Consider the following 15,962-nt stretch of genomic DNA (forward strand, 5'->3'; position numbering starts at 1 on the left):
CTTAAATCAACACACGCGCCAGCAAGCAGCCGACGGCGCGCGAACCTTACTCATTGACCTTGCCAATGCAAGTGAAGCCCTCTGCTGCCTCAGACGGGCGCGTATTGCGGCGCCTCACCTGCGAGGAGGCTCTCGATCGGCTGGGCCTCCAGCAATCTGGCGCTTTCAAGCGCATAGACCGCCAGGCGCTCACACACGCTGGCGCTCAGCGGGCTTTCCTCAAACAGATTGCGCTCGATCGCTTCGGCCAGCGCCGCCTGATCCCCCTCGTTCAGGGGCGTTTCATAGGCCTTGGCGCGCCCATAAAAGGCCTCGCCCATGATCTTGATCTTCTTGCCCACGCTGAGATCGCCCGTCGCCATTTCGCGCAGGGCGGCGTCCATATCGTCAAACATCACGTCAAAGACGGCCTGTGACAGGTCACGCCCCGACTCGCCGCCCTCCCGCAAGCGCCGCATCAGCAGAACAGCGTGCAGCACGATCATGTCGAAACGGCCGTCGACGCTGTCTTCCACGCCGTCATCACCGTAAAACTGAGGCGAACGGGCCGCGCGAACGAGGCTGTCATAAAGCTGCCGCGCAATGTCTTTGCGGCGGTCCTTCTTAAACAGTCGGCTGAACATGTATTAACAGGCTCCCCTCACTGAGCGCTTGCAGCTATGGTTCCATCCGGTTACGTCAAGCAGATAGCCTTGTGCAAGCCGACTGACCACTGACGCCCGCGTCACCGATGCCTTTCAAGGAGCCATTATGCGCCTCAGCCGTGCGATCCTCACCGCTACTGTCCTGATCAGCGCCGGACTGGTCTCGGCCTGCAACCCGACCCTGCGCAGCCATGGCTTCCGCTATCCTGATGGTGAAGTGCCCGAGCTGACCGTCGGCGTGGACAGCCAGTCCACCGTTCTGGCGACGCTGGGCAATCCGTCCACGCGCGGCGCGTTCGAGCAGGACACCTGGTATTACATTTCCGCCACCCGCGAATATCTCGCCTATCTGCGTCCCGACACCCGTGAGCGCCGCATCATCGCTGTGCGCTTTGACGAGGATGGCGTGGTCAGCGCGGTGGACGAGTACGGCATGGAAGACGGCCGCGTGGTGGCGTTCGTGGACCGTGAGACCCCGACCCGCGGCCGTGAGCTGACCATTCTCGAACAGCTTCTGGGCAATGTGGGCCGTCTGCCGAGCGAACAGTTTGGCGGTGAGCAGAACCTGCCCGGCGGCGCTGGCGGTCCGCGCCCGAACGGCTAGACCTGATGGTCAGGCGAAGACAAAACCCCCGACGCTCAGCGCCGGGGGTTTTCTTTTGGCCGGAAGCGGCGCGGCCTATAGCCCCGCCAGCACCGCCAGCATGAGCAAGGCCACGATATTGGTGATCTTGATCATCGGGTTCACGGCAGGCCCTGCCGTGTCCTTGTAGGGATCGCCCACCGTATCGCCCGTCACCGCGGCCTTGTGGGCGTCAGAGCCCTTGCCGCCATGATGGCCGTCCTCGATGTATTTCTTGGCGTTATCCCAGGCCCCGCCGCCGGCGGTCATGGAAATCGCCACGTAAAGACCCGTCACGATCACGCCCAGAAGCATGGCCCCGACACTGGCGAGGGCTTCTGCCCGGCCTGCTATGGCGTTCACCACAAAGAACAGGACGATCGGGCTCAGCACCGGCAGAAGCGAGGGAATGATCATTTCCCGGATCGCCGCCTTGGTCAGAAGGTCAACGGCCCGGCCATAATCGGGCTTCACCTCGCCCTTCATGATCCCCGGCTCCTCACGGAACTGGCGACGCACTTCTTCCACCACAGCCTGGGCCGCCCGGCCCACCGCCGTCATCGACATGCCACCGAACAGGAAAGGCAACAGACCGCCAAACAACAGGCCGACCACCACATAGGGGTTGGAGAGCGAGAAGTTCACAGTCAGCCCCGCAAAGAACGGATAGGTCTCGGGGTCTGATGCGAAGAAGGCCAGATCCTCGGTATAGGCGGCAAAGAGCACCAGGGCCCCCAGCCCGGCAGAGCCGATGGCGTAGCCCTTGGTGACGGCCTTTGTGGTGTTGCCGACCGCGTCGAGCATGTCGGTGGTGTCGCGCACCGCGCCTTCAAGCCCGGCCATTTCAGCAATGCCGCCAGCATTGTCAGTGACCGGCCCGAACGCATCGAGCGCAACCACCATGCCCGCCAGCGCCAGCATCGTGGTGACCGCGATGGCGATGCCGAACAGGCCCGCCAGGTTGAAGGTCAGCATGATGGCGCCGATGATGACGATGGCCGGCAAGGCCGTCGCTTCCATCGAAACCGCCAGGCCCTGAATGACGTTCGCGCCATGGCCGGACTCTGACGCCTTCGCCACCGATTTCACCGGACCATAATTCACCCCGGTATAAAATTCGGTGATCCAGACAATCAAACCCGTCACCGCAAGGCCCGTCAGGCCGCAATAGAACAGCGACATGGCGCTGATTTCACGCCCCATCGCCGTCAGCACCGTGGCGTCAAAGCCCAACACAAAATGGGTGGCCACACCCAGACCGACGACCGAAAACAGCGCCGAGGCGAAAAAGCCCTTGTAGAGCGCCCCCATCACATTGGTGGAACCTTTTCCCAAGCGTACGAAGAACGCGCCCAGAATGGACGCGACCATGCAGACCCCGCCAATCGCCAGCGGATAGATCATCATGGCGTCGAGGGTGATCGCACCCGCAGCGTCCCGGAAATATATCGAGGCGAGCACCATGGTGGCCACGATCGTCACGGCATAGGTTTCAAACAGGTCCGCCGCCATACCGGCGCAATCACCGACATTGTCGCCCACATTGTCAGCGATGGTCGCCGCGTTGCGTGGATCATCCTCGGGAATGCCGGCCTCAACCTTGCCAACCATGTCCCCGCCGACATCGGCGCCTTTGGTGAAAATACCGCCGCCCAGACGCGCAAAGATCGAGATCAGCGAGGCGCCAAAGCCAAGGGCAACAAGCCCGTCAATGATTTCCCGCGGATGCTCTGAGGCGTTGAAGGACGCGCCCTGGGTGAGGAAGAGGTAGTATCCGGTCACCGCCAAGAGCGCCAACCCCGCCACCAGCATGCCGGTGATCGCCCCGGCCCGGAACGCCATGGAAAGACCAGCCTGAAGCGAGTCCATGGCCGCCTGGGTCGTGCGCACATTCGCTCGCACAGAGACCAGCATGCCGATAAATCCGGCCGCGCCGGACAAGAGCGCCCCGATCAGGAAGCCGATGGCCACGACCGGCCCCAGCAGAACCCCGACCAGAATCAAAATCGCCGCCCCAACGGCGGCGATCGTCATATACTGGCGTTTGAGATAGGCGTTCGCGCCTTCCTGGATGGCGCTGGCGATTTCCTGCATACGCTCCGTACCAGCGCTGGCAGACAGAATCGACCGGATCTGCAAGGCCCCGTAAAGCACCGCAAGCCCTCCGCAGGCCAACGAGATCCAGAGCCAGATAGTCACTGATTGCATGACACCCTCCCCGAGCGTCTGAGTACTGTTTTCACAGCCGCTTCAGAGACATGGGGAAAGCCCCAATGACCGGCGGCTTTTTGCTTTGATAGCAAAAGCCTAGTCATGGTTTTGGAGGGGATGCAACAGTAAAGAGAAATGCTGCAGTGCAGCTTTACTCCCGATCAGTTCATCGGACGGATGTCTGACCCCAGAAGATCAAGTCGCTCGATCTGCCCCGGCTCAACGACTTCGCCAAGCGCGGTCAGGAGAAATTCGCGAGTCCCCTCACGATCAATCTCACCCGTATCATCCATGTGAAAAGGATGACGGTGCGCGGATCGCACCATGACGTCGACCATGAAGTGGATTCGCTCGATGAACCGCGTCTCGCTGACGCCACGCGCCAGACAAATCCGAGGCGTCACAAAGGCGTAGCCGTACAGGTACTGATGGGTTTCGACCGGCACCACGATAGACGGGACATCCACATTGCGCGGACAGGTTTCGTCTTCGCCAAATTCACGCATCAGCGCCTGGGTCGCTTCCTCAACCGAGTTATAAAGCGGCAGATCCGTTGACGCGACGGCGCCCGGTCCGGTGGAGCCTCCACCGCCGCCATGGCCTCCGCCACCACCACCGCCTCCTCCACCGCCGCCACCGGCAGCGAGGGCGGACGTGGAAAGCGCGAGTGAGGCGCACAGTGCGTATGCGAAAATACGAATCATGCCTCCTGCCTACAGCAGAAGCCTCAAAAATGCGTAAAGCCAAAATACGAAGGCGAAAGCGTGCGCGTTCCCGACCGCACGATCAGCTCGCCCTCGCCCACGCTTGTTTCCCCGACGCGGCCAATACGGCTCACAGGCACCCCAAGCAATTGAGCCGCATCAATAAAATACTGCGCCTTGTCTTCAGGCACACACACAACAAGTTCGTAATCATCCCCGGAAGACGCCAGTTTCAGACGTCCCGCCTCAACATCCGCTTGCCGTCCCAGCCAGCTATCGGCGGCGTCGGATAGCGGCATTTTGTCCAGATCGAGGACCAGAGTAACGTTGGACGCACGCGCAATGTGACGCGCGTCAGAGAGCAGGCCGTCAGAGACATCAATGGCGGCACACGCGCTGTCCTGCAGCAAGCAGACAAGCGCGCATCGCGGTTCGGGCAAGGTGAAGCGTTGAGCAAGATAGTCGGCCTCATCGGCATTGGGCGCGTAAGCGCCCTGCCGGGCCAAGAGGCCAAGCCCTGCATCACCTATGGTTCCGGTTACCAGAACAACATCACCGGGTCTGGCGCCGCCCCGCCTGACCGCTTTCCCCTTCGGCACAAGGCCGAAAGCGGTGATCGAGATCATCCAGGGGCCGCCAGACGATGTCGTATCGCCCCCGGCCAGATGAACGCCATACTCGGCCTGATCCACTGCCAGCCCCTCGGCAAACCCCGCCATGCGGCGCTCACGTCCCTCTTCGGGCCAGACCACACAGGCGAGATAGGCGTAGGGGTCAGCGCCCATGGCGGCGAGATCTGAGAGATTGACCCGCAACGCCTTGCGTACGGCCAGGGCGGGGTCTTCATCGATGGGAAAGTGTCGGCCCTCAACCAGCGTATCCGCGGTGATCGCCCACTCATACCCGTCAGGGGGCGACAGAACGGCGCCGTCATCAGTGAGGTTGGCTGCGCCGGGCAGACCGGCGCTGAGCGGGGCAAGCCGGGATCGGATATACTCGAACTCGCCCTGCCCGCTCATCGGATCAGGTGTCACGCACCTGCTTGGCGAGCGCATCAAGCGTCGCGTTCACAAAGCCGGGCTCGGTGCTTTCAAAGAAGGCATGCGCCACATCGACATATTCGTTGATGACGACCGCAGGCGGAACATCCTGGCGCGCGATCAGCTCATAGCCGCCAGCGCGCAGAATGGCGCGCACCGTCGCGTCCAGACGCGACAACTTCCAGCCTTCCTTCAGGACGCCGCCAATGCGCTTGTCCACATCGGATTGGATGGAGACGATGCCGGTCACGAGGTCCTCGAAGAACTCTTCGTCCGTCTCGACATAATCGCCCGGCTCTTCCTCATAGCCGAAACGATGGTCGCGGAACTCCTTGACCACCGCCTTCGCCCCAGAGCCCGAGGTCTCCATCTGATAGAGCGCCTGAACCGCGCTCAGGCGCGCCGAACGGCGCAGACGGGCGCGGCGATCAGAAGCGGCTTCCTGGCTGGGATCAGACATCAGGCCGCCCCGAATTTGCGCTTGAGCGCCAGCAGCGCCAGAGCGGCATTGGCCGCATCACCGCCCTTGTTCTTCTCATCCACATTGGCGCGAACACGGGCCTGCTTGATATTCTCGACGGTCAGAATGCCATTGCCGACCGGAACGCCCTTCAGGGTCAGATCCATCAGGCCGCGCGCAGATTCCCCGCAGACATAATCAAAATGGCTGGTTTCGCCGCGGATGACGCAGCCAAGCGCCACATAGGCGTCGTAAGGCGATTTGCCCTGCTCGGCGAGGGCGATGACGGCGGGAATTTCCAGCGCGCCCGGCACTTCAACCACATCCGCGCTGACGCCTGCCGCTTCGCACGCGCCTTTGGCGCCCGCGACCAGCTGCTCGGTGATGTCTTCATAAAAGGGCGCTGCAATCAGCAGCACACGGGTTTCAGCGCTCACTCGCGCCTCCTTCAATCAAATTCGCGTTGCTCGACGACTTCAAGGCCGTAGCCGTCCAGCCCCACAATGTTTTGCGGCGTGGTGGACAAGAGGGTCATCTTGCGCACGCCCAGATCCAGCAATATTTGAGCGCCCAGCCCGTATTCCCGCAAGCGGCGTTCTTCACGCGTATCCGGCGGATCGGACGGCGCAGCGCCAAAACGCTCGGTGATTGCAGCGCGATTGGTCTCGCGAATAAACACCATCACGGCCGGGCCGTCATGCTCTGAGAGCGCTTTGACGCCCTTATCCACCAGACCCGTGCGTCCGCCAAGCGCGCCCAACACGTCGTCGGCGAAGCTGACCTTGTGCATCCGCACGAGCACAGGCGCATCCGCTTTGATTTCGCCTTTATGCAGAGCCACATGCTCAACATTGTCCACCAGCGACCGGAATACGGTCAGCTTGAACGGGCCGCCGGCCTCGGTGGTCACATCCGTGTCCAGACGCCGCTCGACGAAGCGGTCATGCTGACGGCGATAGGCGATCAGATCGGCGATCGCGCCGATCTTCATATTATGCTCTTTGGCGAACTCGATGAGGTCGGGAAGACGGGCCATCGTGCCGTCATCCTTCATGATCTCACAGATCACGCCCGCCGGGTTCACGCCGGCCAGACGCGCAATGTCCACCGCGGCTTCCGTATGCCCGGCGCGCACCAGCACGCCGCCATCCCGCGCGACCAGCGGGAAGACGTGGCCCGGAGACACGACATCTTCTGAACCCTTGGAGGGGTCGATGGCGGTAGCGACCGTCAGCGCGCGATCATGCGCGGAAATGCCCGTGGAGATGCCTTCGCGCGCCTCGATAGAGACCGTGAAGTTCGTGGAATGGCGAGACTGGTTGCGCTGGCTCATGAAGGGCAGCTGCAGGGTCTTCGCGCGGTCCTGGGTCAGGGACAGACAAATCAGGCCGCGTCCATAGCGAGCCATGAAATTGATCACGTCCGGCGTCGCGAACTGGGCGGGGATGATCAGATCGCCTTCATTCTCGCGATCCTCGGCATCCACAAGAATGAACATCCGGCCATTGCGGGCTTCCTCGATGATCTCTTCCACCGGGGACAGCGCGGATTGGGGGGCGGCTTCGCTCACGACTGGACCTCATTGTTTGTGGGCGCGGTCTGGCGCGCCTGCATCAGACGGGCGGCGTAGCGCGCCATCACGTCGACCTCAAGGTTTACCCGCGCTCCGGCCTGCAAACCTCCCAAAGTTGTGACTTCGGCGGTGTGCGGAATGATCATCAGCTCGAACGCATTCCCGTCCACCCGGTTCACGGTCAGCGAGACCCCGTCCACAGTGATCGAGCCCTTATAGGCGATGAACGGGCTGAGATCGGCTGGCGCTTCGACAATAAAGCGGATCCAGCCCTCCTCATCGGTGCGTGCAGCCACGCGCCCGACCCCATCCACATGGCCCTGCACGATATGACCGCCCAGCTCGTCGCCCACTTTCAGCGCGCGTTCGAGATTGACGGCGTCGCCCGCCTGCCAACTTCCCAAGGTCGTCTTGGACAAAGTTTCAGGCGAGACATCGAGATCATACTCGGCCCCCTCACCCGTCTTGCGGCAGTCCACGACCGTCAGGCACACGCCCGCATGGGCGATGGACGCGCCAAGCGCGATGGTGTCGGCGTCATAGGGGCTGGAGACCGTCATGCGGCGAACATCGCCGTCTTTGACAGACACGATCCGCCCCAGGGCGGACACGAGGCCGGTGAACATCGGGATCATCCCTTCTGGTAGGTTTCCCAGAGATCCGCGCCACAGGCGCGCACTGATATGCGGTTGAATGTGGGCGCGAGGGCGAGTTCCTCAAGGCCAAGCCCTGCGATACACGGCCGCCCCTCGCCGCCAATCAGCCGGGGCGCGCGGAACCATTCAATCCGGGTAACGCAGTCAGCCCGGAGGGCGGCCGCAGCGATTGCGCCCCCCGCCTCGATCATCACGCTCTTCATGCCGCGGTCGGCAAGACACGTCATGACAGCCGCAAAGGAGACCCGCCCGCTGTCATCGGCTTCGGTCTCGAAAAGCTCGACATTCTCAAGGTCAGACCGCGCGCCGCCTGTGTGAAACACCCAGACCGGAGGGCCTTCGAGAATGTCTGCGGATGCTGGAAGGCGCAGCTGGCTGTCGAGCACGATGCGCTGGGGCTGGGCCCCGGACAACACGCCGTCCGGTCGCGCGGTCATCCTGGGATCATCCGCCAGCACCGTACCGATCCCGGTCAGTATGGCCTCATGGTCCGCCCGCATGCGATGCACTTCAGCGCGCGCTTCCGGCCCCGTGATCCACTGGGACTGACCGTTGGCGAGCGCGATGCGGCCATCAAGACTGGTGGCGAGTTTGAGGGTGACGCGCATCGGGGATGACGCCGTCATTGCTCTCCGTCCAGCTCGTCATCATGACCGAGCTTTTCGCCCTTGATGAAGTCGGAGAAGTCCTCGACCTCCTGGAAGTCTTTATAGACAGAGGCGTATCGGACATAGGCGACGGTATCGAGATTGCGCAGCCCATCCATGACCAGCTCGCCAATGGCGCTGGCCGGAACGTCGGGATCGCCCCGGCTCTCCAGACGCCGGACAATGCCGGAGATCATCTGCTCGACCCGCTCGCGTTCGATGGCGCGCTTTTGCGTCGCCAGAAGCACGGAGCGGGCGAGCTTGTCCCGGTCAAAGCCTTCGCGTTTGCCGTCAGATTTCAGAACATGCAGGTCCCGCAGCTGCACCCGTTCAAACGTGGTGAAGCGGGCGCCGCACGCCGGACATTGCCGACGGCGACGGATCGCCTGGCTGTCTTCAGCCGGGCGGGAATCCTTCACCTGGGAATCAGGGTTGGCGCAAAAGGGACACCGCATGAATGAACTCTAGCCGAGAGCAGGATAGATGGGGAAGCGTTCACACAGGGCGATCACTTCATCACGGACGCGCGCTTCAACCGCCGCATCGCCGCCATCCTTGTTGGCGGCCAGCGCATCAAGCACTTCAGCCATCATCTCACCCACGCGACGGAACTCGTCCGCGCCAAAGCCGCGGGTCGTTCCCGCCGGCGCGCCCACGCGCAGGCCGGAGGTGACGGTCGGCTTTTCAGGGTCAAACGGCACGCCGTTCTTGTTGCAGGTCATGTGCGCGCGCTCGAGGGCGGCCTCGGAAATGTCGCCCGTCAGCTGTTTGGGACGCAGATCAACCAGCGCCAGATGGCTGTCCGTGCCGCCGGACACGATGTCATAGCCCGCGTCGGAAAGCGCACCGGCCATGGCGCGGCAGTTCTCGATCACAGACGCCGCATAGGCCTTGAACTCGGGACGCAGCGCTTCACCAAACGCAACAGCTTTCGCGGCGATGACGTGCATCAGCGGACCGCCCTGCAGGCCCGGGAAGACGGCGGAGTTGAACTTTTTGCCCAGATCCGCATCGCGGCTGATGATCATGCCGCCGCGCGGACCACGCAGGGTCTTGTGGGTGGTGGTGGTGCAGACATCGGCCAGCGGCACCGGATTGGGATAGGACCCGCCCGCCACCAGACCGGCAAAGTGCGCCATGTCCACCAGAAGATAGGCGCCCACTTCGTCCGCAATATCGCGGAAAGCCTGGAAATCAATCTCGCGCGGATACGCCGAACCACCGGCGATGATCATCTGCGGCTGAACCTCTTTGGCTTGCTCACGCAGCTTGTCATAGTCGATCAGCGCATTGTCCTCGCGCACGCCATAGGCATGAGCTTCGAACCATTTGCCGGACATGTTCGGACGCGCGCCATGGGTCAGGTGACCGCCTGCGGACAGGTCGAGACCGAGGATCTTGTCGCCCGGTTTCAGAAGCGCCAGGAACACCGCCTGGTTCGCCTGGCTGCCCGAGTTGGGCTGAACGTTGGCGTACGCCGCGCCGAAGAGTTGCTTGGCGCGTTCGATGGCCAGTTCCTCGGCAATATCAACAAACTCACAACCGCCATAATAGCGACGGCCCGGATAGCCTTCGGCGTATTTGTTGGTGAGCGGCGAGCCTTGTGCTTCCAGAACGGCGCGCGAGACAATGTTCTCTGACGCAATCAGCTCGATCTGGGTCTGCTGACGGTGGATCTCCTTGCTGATTGCAGACGCCAGTTGCGGGTCGGCGTCAGCCAGCGATTGAGAGAAAAAAGAGGTGTGTTGGGCGGTAGATTGCGCGTCAGCCATCTCGCACTCCGTATGAAGGATTTTGCTAGCTTCATACGTCCCGCCGCCTGCCCGTACAAGGCGCTAGGCGCGCTTTAATCCACACGATTGCATCAACAAACCTTACGGTGAACCGGGTTCAACCATAAAAATGTTATAGTGCTGCAGTTTTTTTAGTCTCAATACTTGTACAGCGAATACACCTTGATTAAACACAGTATATCTCGCTTTCAGACGCATACGCTATAAAGTTGCGCAAGGATCAGAATATGACTGAAGAGACACTGCTGCCCGTCGATAATGAAGAACTGATGCGTATGACCACGGACATCGTCGCGTCTTTTCTCACGCACAATTCTGTGCCGGCGGAAAGCGTTCCTGACATGATCAAGTCGGTTTACGCCACCATGAAAGAAATTTCCGGCGAGCCGTCCAAGCCCGAGCCCAAGGCCAAGCCGGCGGTTCCGGTGTCCCGTTCCGTCAGCGACGATTACATCGTCTGCCTGGAAGACGGCAAGAAACTGAAAATGCTCAAGCGCTATCTGCGCTCGCAATACGACATGTCCCCGGAAGACTATCGTCGCAAATGGGGTCTGCCGGCTGACTATCCGATGGTGGCGCCGAACTATTCCAAGCGTCGCTCGGAATTCGCCAAGGAAATCGGTCTGGGCCGCGGCGCGCGCAAGAAATAAGCGTGACGACGCCTTGGTCTAAACAATCACGCCCCGGCCGCCAGGCCGGGGCGTTTTTGATTCTTCATGATGCCCGTCCTGAGTCAGACGACGGATCAGCTTGCGCGCCGCCAGGCGTTGCAAGTCAGACTGGGCCGTGTGAGCCGGGCCGAAAACCACGACTTCCGTGCCGGTGGCGACGTCCACAGCCGCCACACGTACAGAATCGCCAATAGTGACGAACTCAAAGATGAACTCACGATCCTGGGATGGATCGCCCGCCATTATGCGACCTTGAGGCCCACATGCTTGGCGTAGACGGTTTTCACCGCCTCAAGCAGTTCATCCATCATCTCATCATCATGCAGCGGGGTCGGCGTCAGGCGCATCCGCTCGGTGCCCTTGGGCACGGTGGGATAGTTGATCGGCTGCACATAGATGCCATGAACATCCAGAAGCTCATCAGTCATGCGCTTGCAGAGCACAGGATCGCCCACATGCACGGGCACAATGTGCGTGATGGAATCCAGCACCGGAATGCCCGCTTCGCGGAAACGCGCCTTCAGGGTCGCCGCGCGCTCCTGATGCTGCTCACGCAGCTGATAGGCGCTCTTGAGGTACTCCACGCTGGCGCGTGCGCCGGCAGCCAGAGCCGGGGCCAGCGAGGTGGTGAAGATGAATCCCGGCGCCCAGGAGCGGATAGCATCAACGATCACTTCGTCAGCCGCGATATAGCCGCCCATCACGCCAAACGCCTTGCCCAGCGTGCCTTCGATGATGTCAAAGCGCTCCAGCAGGCCTTCGCGCTCGGCGACGCCGGCGCCGCGCAGGCCGTACAGGCCCACTGCGTGCACTTCATCAAGATAGGTCAGCGCATTGTATTTGTCCGCGAGGTCACAGACTTCTTCGAGCGGTCCGATATCACCGTCCATGGAATAGACGGATTCAAGCGCGATCAGCTTGGGCGCGTCTTTCGGGGCCGCCTTGAGCAGCTCTTCCAGATGAGCCACGTCATTGTGCCGCCAGACATGCTTCTCGCATTTGGCGCCTTTGACGCCCTCGATCATCGAGGCGTGGTTCAGCTCGTCCGAGAAGATGATCAGCCCCGGCAGGATCTTGCCCAGCGTGGCGAGCGTCGCCTGGTTGGCGATATAGCCCGAGGTGAACAGGAGCGCCGCTTCCTTGTGGTGCAGGTCCGCAAGGCTGGCTTCCAGCTCGACATGGTAGTGAGTCGTGCCAGAGATGTTGCGCGTGCCGCCTGCGCCAGCGCCGACATCGTCGATCGCCTGCTTCATCGCGCCGGTCACGCACGGGCTCTGCCCCATGCCGAGATAGTCATTGGAGCACCACACCACCACATCACGGGTATCACCATCATCCGTACGCAGACGGGCGCGCGGGAACTGGCCCTTCACCCGACGCAGATTGGCGAATACACGATAACGGCCTTCTGCGCGGACACGGGCGACGGAGGCTTTGAAAGCGCTGCGGTAATCCATTGTACTTGCACTGGCGCCAAGGCGCGAGCGGCTCTCCCTAGAGGTCAGCATGTCATCTGCACAATGACATATGATTCTGAGCTTGTCTTACTTCCGGTCAGGGACCAAAGGTCGCGGCCAGTCTTTGACAACGCTTCGCAAACTCAGAGAACTGCGTCCTTACTTCATCTCTCCGGCCAGCCATTTGATGACGCCTGAGAAGTCCATGGCCTCACCGCCCTGCTCGACAAAGGCGTCATAAATGGTTTGCGCCTTTTCGCCCATGGGCGTGTTCACCCCGGCCGATTTCGATGTCTGCATGGCAAGGTTTAAATCTTTCAGCATCATCGGCGCAGCAAAACCCGGTACGTAATCGCGATTGGACGGCGCCGTCGGCACAGGGCCGGGAACCGGGCAATAGCTGGTCAGTGACCAGTTCTGACCCGAGGCCTTGGAGGCGATATCAAAGAAGTTCTGCGGATCCAGGCCCAGCTTGATGGCGAGATTCATCGCCTCGCAGGTACCGATCATGTGAATGCCAAGCAGCATGTTGTTGCAGATCTTGGCCGCCTGACCCGCGCCCGCATCCCCGGCCCGGATCACCGCCTTGCCCATATTGGAAAGGAAGGGCTCGGCCTTGGCGAACGCCTCTTCCGGGCCGCCCACCATGAATGTCAGCGTGCCGCCTTCGGCTGCCGCAACGCCGCCGGACACCGGCGCATCCACAAAGGTGAAACCGGCTTCAGAGGCTTTGGCTGCGACTTCACGAGCACTGTCCACATCAATGGTGGAGCAATCGATCAGCACCGCGTCGGACTTGGCGAGCGACAGAACCCCGCCCTCATCCAGATACACGCCGCGAACATGCTGGCCTGCGGGCAGCATGGAGACGACAACGTCTGCGTCCGTGACAGCGCCGCGCAGATCCGCTGCAGGGGTCGCGCCCTTCTTCTCCAGAATCGCGACCGCGTCCTTGTTCAGGTCATAGGCGCGCACGGTATGACCGGCCTTCAGAAGGTTGGCCGCCATGCCCGAGCCCATATTCCCGAGACCGATGAATGCAATAACCGCCATGCGGTCCTCCCTTGTTTCAAGAAGGCGGGCGGTTGGTCCACCCTGCCCGGTCGTTCCTAGTCGAGGAACGTCATTTCCTTGTCCGCATCAAGCGGTTCGAAATACGCGTTCACGTCGGCGTCTGCGATAGGCGCGGACCAGTTCGGCGCATTGTCCTTGTCGATGATCACGGCGCGCACGCCTTCATAGAAGTCCGACCCGTCCTTGAGGAAGCGGCTGGACACGCGCAGATCCTGGACCATCACATCGCGCAGAGACAGCTCGGCCCCTTTGCGCAGGGCGGCCAGCGTGACTTTCACCGCCGTCGGGGATTTGCCCGAGAGGATTTTCAGCACCGCCTTGGACCAGGCGTCATTGGCCGTCTCAAGACGGTTGAGGATGACGCTCACATCATCGCCTTCAAACGCCGCATCGATCAGCGGCTGGATCATCCCCAGATCCGACTGACCCGCATCGCCGGAGAAGCGCTCGATAATCGCATCGACCTTTTCACCCTCATCATCAAGGGTTTCGGTTTCCAGCGCCTCGATCAGCGCCTCGTACTTGTCGGACGGCACGTAATGGGTCGCAACGCCAGCGGCGATGCAATCGGCCGTCTTCAGACGCGCGCCCGTGAGGCCCATCCACACGCCGAGCTCACCGTTCAGGCGCGGCAGGAAAAACGCGCCGCCCACATCGGGGTGAAAGCCGATGCCGGTTTCAGGCATGGCGAAAAGCGTGCGGTCGCCCGCAACCCGGAACTCGCCATGGATGGACACTCCGACGCCGCCGCCCATGGTGATACCGTCAATCAGCGCCACATAGGGTTTGGGGTATTCGGCAATCAGGGTGTTGAGCTGGTATTCATCCCGCCAGAAGGTCCAGGCCCGGTCATCGCCCGCTTTGCCGCTTTCCGCCAGCATGCGAATGTCGCCGCCCGCGCAGAAGCCCTTCTCGCCCGCGCCATCGACGACCACGGCTTTCACCGCATCGTCCGTGCGCCAGCTTTGCAGCGCTTCGACCATTGCGGTGACCATGTCCTGATTGAGCGCATTGAGCGCCTTGGGCCGGTTCAGGGTGATGCGACCGACCGAGCCGGCTTTACGAATGATGACGTCTTCAGTCATGAGAGGTCCTCTCTGGACGGAATTCAGCTCAATGCCCCGCCCGGGCCGGCGGGGCCAATAGAAAGACTGTCTAGCGCCTATAGAGCGCGTCGACGACGCGACCTAGCGCAGCACGTCCTTGGCGATGATCACGCGCATGATCTCGTTCGTGCCCTCAAGGATCTGGTGAACCCGCAGATCACGCACAATGCGCTCCAGCGGATAATCCTTCAGATATCCGTAGCCGCCATGGATCTGCAGCGCGTCATTGGCGATCTTGAAGCCCATATCGGTCGCGAAACGCTTGGCCATGGCGCAATGCTTGGCGGCGGACGGGTCCTTGCGGTCCACGCTGTCGGCCGCGCGCAGCAACATCAGGCGCGAGGCGTCGAGCTCGGTGACCATGTCGGCGAGCTTGAACTGGGTCGCCTGGAAGTCGGCGATGTTACGACCGAACTGGCTGCGTTCCCTGGCGTACTGGATGGCGAGATCCACAGCTTCCGCCGCCCCGCCCAGCGAGCAGGCGCCAATATTGATGCGTCCGCCATTCAGGCCCTGCATCGCAAAGCCGAAGCCCTGGCCTTCCTCGCCGATGCGGTTCTCGACCGGCACGCGGCAATCCTCAAAGGTGACGACGCGGGTCGGCTGGGAGTTCCAGCCCATCTTGCGCTCGTTCGCGCCAAAGCTCAGGCCGGGCGTGTCCTTCTCGACGATGATTGTGGAAATGCCCTTGGGGCCGTCTTCGCCCGTGCGGCACATGACGGCGTAAAGATCGCTCGTGCCCGCGCCGGAAATGAAGGCCTTGGAACCGTTCAGAACGTAATGATCACCATCGCGCACAGCCTTGGTGCGCAGATTGGCGGCGTCAGAGCCCGCGCCTGGTTCGGTCAGGCAATAGGACGCAATCTTGTCCATCCGGGTCATCTCGGGCAGCCAGCGCTGGCGCTGCTCTTCATTGCCCCAGCTGTCGATCATCCAGCTGACCATGTTGTGGATGGAGATGAAGGCGGCGGTGGACACACACCCACGCGACAGCTGTTCAAAGATTAGGGCCGCATCGACCCGGCTCATCGCCGAACCGCCCACATCCTCGCGGGTGTAGATGCCGGCGAATCCCATCTCCGCCGCTTCGCGCAGCACATCCACGGGGAAGTGCTTGTCCTCATCCCATTGGGCCGCATTGGGCTTGAGACGATCATCGGAGAACTTGCGGGCTGCGTCCTGAATCAGCGCTTGCTCTTCTGACAGCTCGAAATGCACGGGGAAACCTCCTAAACAGACCGGGTTGGACCGGCTCCGACCGCGTGAAACGCGATATGTTCTGATTTGCTGCAAGCGAGATAGAC

18 protein-coding genes are annotated in these 15,962 nt (G+C 61.7%); 2 read left to right on the forward strand and 16 right to left on the reverse strand.

What is annotated here, in order from left to right; genetic code table 11:
- Positions 1-89 precede the first annotated feature (89 nt).
- A complete protein-coding gene (locus ACFELO_RS07255) occupies positions 90-623 on the reverse strand; it encodes a ubiquinol-cytochrome C chaperone family protein (protein WP_440959863.1) in 534 nt (177 codons plus the stop codon).
- A gap of 127 nt (positions 624-750) precedes the next feature.
- Here ACFELO_RS07255 and ACFELO_RS07260 point away from each other — a divergent pair, with 127 nt between their 5' ends.
- Positions 751-1,248, forward strand: coding sequence for an outer membrane protein assembly factor BamE (locus ACFELO_RS07260; RefSeq protein WP_440959864.1), 498 nt, complete (start codon positions 751-753; stop codon positions 1,246-1,248).
- Positions 1,249-1,323: 75 nt separating this feature from the next.
- Here ACFELO_RS07260 and ACFELO_RS07265 read toward each other — a convergent pair whose 3' ends face one another.
- The 10 genes from ACFELO_RS07265 to glyA form a co-directional block, all read right to left on the reverse strand.
- Positions 1,324-3,474, reverse strand: coding sequence for a sodium-translocating pyrophosphatase (locus ACFELO_RS07265; RefSeq protein ID WP_440959865.1), 2,151 nt, complete (start codon positions 3,472-3,474; stop codon positions 1,324-1,326).
- 164 nt (positions 3,475-3,638) lie between these two features.
- Complete coding sequence (locus ACFELO_RS07270; RefSeq protein ID WP_440959866.1) at positions 3,639-4,181, reverse strand: hypothetical protein; 543 nt, start codon at positions 4,179-4,181, stop codon at positions 3,639-3,641.
- Between the two features lie 23 nt (positions 4,182-4,204).
- Complete coding sequence (gene thiL / locus ACFELO_RS07275) at positions 4,205-5,215, reverse strand: thiamine-phosphate kinase (protein WP_440959867.1); 1,011 nt, start codon at positions 5,213-5,215, stop codon at positions 4,205-4,207.
- Positions 5,205-5,681, reverse strand: coding sequence for a transcription antitermination factor NusB (gene nusB, locus ACFELO_RS07280; protein ID WP_440959868.1), 477 nt, complete (start codon positions 5,679-5,681; stop codon positions 5,205-5,207). The genes thiL and nusB overlap by 11 nt, the downstream gene beginning before the upstream one ends.
- Entirely contained in the window at positions 5,681-6,118 is a 438-nt protein-coding gene (locus ACFELO_RS07285) for a 6,7-dimethyl-8-ribityllumazine synthase (protein ID WP_440959869.1), read from the reverse strand. Before ACFELO_RS07285 ends, nusB begins: the two co-directional genes overlap by 1 nt.
- Positions 6,119-6,129: 11 nt before the next feature.
- The gene (gene ribB / locus ACFELO_RS07290) at positions 6,130-7,251 is read right to left on the reverse strand and encodes a 3,4-dihydroxy-2-butanone-4-phosphate synthase (protein ID WP_440959870.1); all 1,122 of its coding nucleotides are present in this window, start codon (positions 7,249-7,251) and stop codon (positions 6,130-6,132) included.
- Positions 7,248-7,880, reverse strand: coding sequence for a riboflavin synthase (locus tag ACFELO_RS07295; RefSeq protein ID WP_440959907.1), 633 nt, complete (start codon positions 7,878-7,880; stop codon positions 7,248-7,250). Before ACFELO_RS07295 ends, ribB begins: the two co-directional genes overlap by 4 nt.
- Positions 7,881-7,885: 5 nt before the next feature.
- Positions 7,886-8,536, reverse strand: coding sequence for a RibD family protein (locus ACFELO_RS07300; RefSeq protein ID WP_440959871.1), 651 nt, complete (start codon positions 8,534-8,536; stop codon positions 7,886-7,888).
- Positions 8,533-9,012, reverse strand: a complete 480-nt coding sequence (nrdR, locus tag ACFELO_RS07305; protein ID WP_440959872.1) for a transcriptional regulator NrdR — start codon at positions 9,010-9,012, stop codon at positions 8,533-8,535. Before nrdR ends, ACFELO_RS07300 begins: the two co-directional genes overlap by 4 nt.
- A gap of 9 nt (positions 9,013-9,021) precedes the next feature.
- Positions 9,022-10,329 carry a serine hydroxymethyltransferase gene (glyA, locus tag ACFELO_RS07310; protein ID WP_440959873.1) on the reverse strand — a complete coding sequence of 436 codons (1,308 nt, stop codon included), beginning with the start codon at positions 10,327-10,329 and terminating at the stop codon, positions 9,022-9,024.
- Between the two features lie 248 nt (positions 10,330-10,577).
- Here glyA and ACFELO_RS07315 point away from each other — a divergent pair, with 248 nt between their 5' ends.
- Positions 10,578-11,000, forward strand: coding sequence for a MucR family transcriptional regulator (locus tag ACFELO_RS07315; RefSeq protein ID WP_292982156.1), 423 nt, complete (start codon positions 10,578-10,580; stop codon positions 10,998-11,000).
- An 18-nt stretch (positions 11,001-11,018) separates the two neighbouring features.
- Here the strand turns inward: ACFELO_RS07315 and ACFELO_RS07320 are convergent, their stop codons facing one another.
- The 5 genes from ACFELO_RS07320 to ACFELO_RS07340 form a co-directional block, all read right to left on the reverse strand.
- Complete coding sequence (locus ACFELO_RS07320) at positions 11,019-11,264, reverse strand: DUF6898 family protein (protein ID WP_440959874.1); 246 nt, start codon at positions 11,262-11,264, stop codon at positions 11,019-11,021.
- Positions 11,264-12,478: a 5-aminolevulinate synthase gene (gene hemA, locus ACFELO_RS07325; RefSeq protein ID WP_440959875.1), complete on the reverse strand. Its 1,215-nt coding sequence runs from the start codon at positions 12,476-12,478 to the stop codon at positions 11,264-11,266. The genes ACFELO_RS07320 and hemA overlap by 1 nt, the downstream gene beginning before the upstream one ends.
- Positions 12,479-12,637: 159 nt before the next feature.
- Positions 12,638-13,531, reverse strand: coding sequence for a 3-hydroxyisobutyrate dehydrogenase (gene mmsB / locus ACFELO_RS07330; protein WP_440959876.1), 894 nt, complete (start codon positions 13,529-13,531; stop codon positions 12,638-12,640).
- Between the two features lie 56 nt (positions 13,532-13,587).
- Positions 13,588-14,637, reverse strand: coding sequence for an enoyl-CoA hydratase/isomerase family protein (locus tag ACFELO_RS07335; protein WP_440959877.1), 1,050 nt, complete (start codon positions 14,635-14,637; stop codon positions 13,588-13,590).
- A 102-nt stretch (positions 14,638-14,739) separates the two neighbouring features.
- Positions 14,740-15,876 carry an isobutyryl-CoA dehydrogenase gene (locus ACFELO_RS07340; protein WP_440959878.1) on the reverse strand — a complete coding sequence of 379 codons (1,137 nt, stop codon included), beginning with the start codon at positions 15,874-15,876 and terminating at the stop codon, positions 14,740-14,742.
- Positions 15,877-15,962: the final 86 nt, after the last annotated feature.

Origin of the sequence: Oceanicaulis sp. LC35 (assembly GCF_052055585.1) — a bacterium.
Taxonomy (GTDB): Bacteria; Pseudomonadota; Alphaproteobacteria; order Caulobacterales; family Maricaulaceae; genus Oceanicaulis.

Coding starts and splice junctions, on each gene's coding strand:
- hemA (WP_440959875.1), bottom strand. CDS start 12,478: ATGGATTACCGCAGCGCTTTCAAAGCCTCCGTCGCCCGTGTCCGCGCA.
- mmsB (WP_440959876.1), bottom strand. CDS start 13,531: ATGGCGGTTATTGCATTCATCGGTCTCGGGAATATGGGCTCGGGCATG.
- glyA (WP_440959873.1), bottom strand. CDS start 10,329: ATGGCTGACGCGCAATCTACCGCCCAACACACCTCTTTTTTCTCTCAA.
- ACFELO_RS07295 (WP_440959907.1), bottom strand. CDS start 7,880: ATGTTCACCGGCCTCGTGTCCGCCCTGGGGCGGATCGTGTCTGTCAAA.
- ACFELO_RS07265 (WP_440959865.1), bottom strand. CDS start 3,474: ATGCAATCAGTGACTATCTGGCTCTGGATCTCGTTGGCCTGCGGAGGG.
- ACFELO_RS07315 (WP_292982156.1), top strand. CDS start 10,578: ATGACTGAAGAGACACTGCTGCCCGTCGATAATGAAGAACTGATGCGT.
- ACFELO_RS07320 (WP_440959874.1), bottom strand. CDS start 11,264: ATGGCGGGCGATCCATCCCAGGATCGTGAGTTCATCTTTGAGTTCGTC.
- ACFELO_RS07335 (WP_440959877.1), bottom strand. CDS start 14,637: ATGACTGAAGACGTCATCATTCGTAAAGCCGGCTCGGTCGGTCGCATC.
- ACFELO_RS07270 (WP_440959866.1), bottom strand. CDS start 4,181: ATGATTCGTATTTTCGCATACGCACTGTGCGCCTCACTCGCGCTTTCC.
- ACFELO_RS07300 (WP_440959871.1), bottom strand. CDS start 8,536: ATGACGGCGTCATCCCCGATGCGCGTCACCCTCAAACTCGCCACCAGT.
- ACFELO_RS07255 (WP_440959863.1), bottom strand. CDS start 623: ATGTTCAGCCGACTGTTTAAGAAGGACCGCCGCAAAGACATTGCGCGG.
- nusB (WP_440959868.1), bottom strand. CDS start 5,681: ATGTCTGATCCCAGCCAGGAAGCCGCTTCTGATCGCCGCGCCCGTCTG.
- nrdR (WP_440959872.1), bottom strand. CDS start 9,012: ATGCGGTGTCCCTTTTGCGCCAACCCTGATTCCCAGGTGAAGGATTCC.
- ACFELO_RS07260 (WP_440959864.1), top strand. CDS start 751: ATGCGCCTCAGCCGTGCGATCCTCACCGCTACTGTCCTGATCAGCGCC.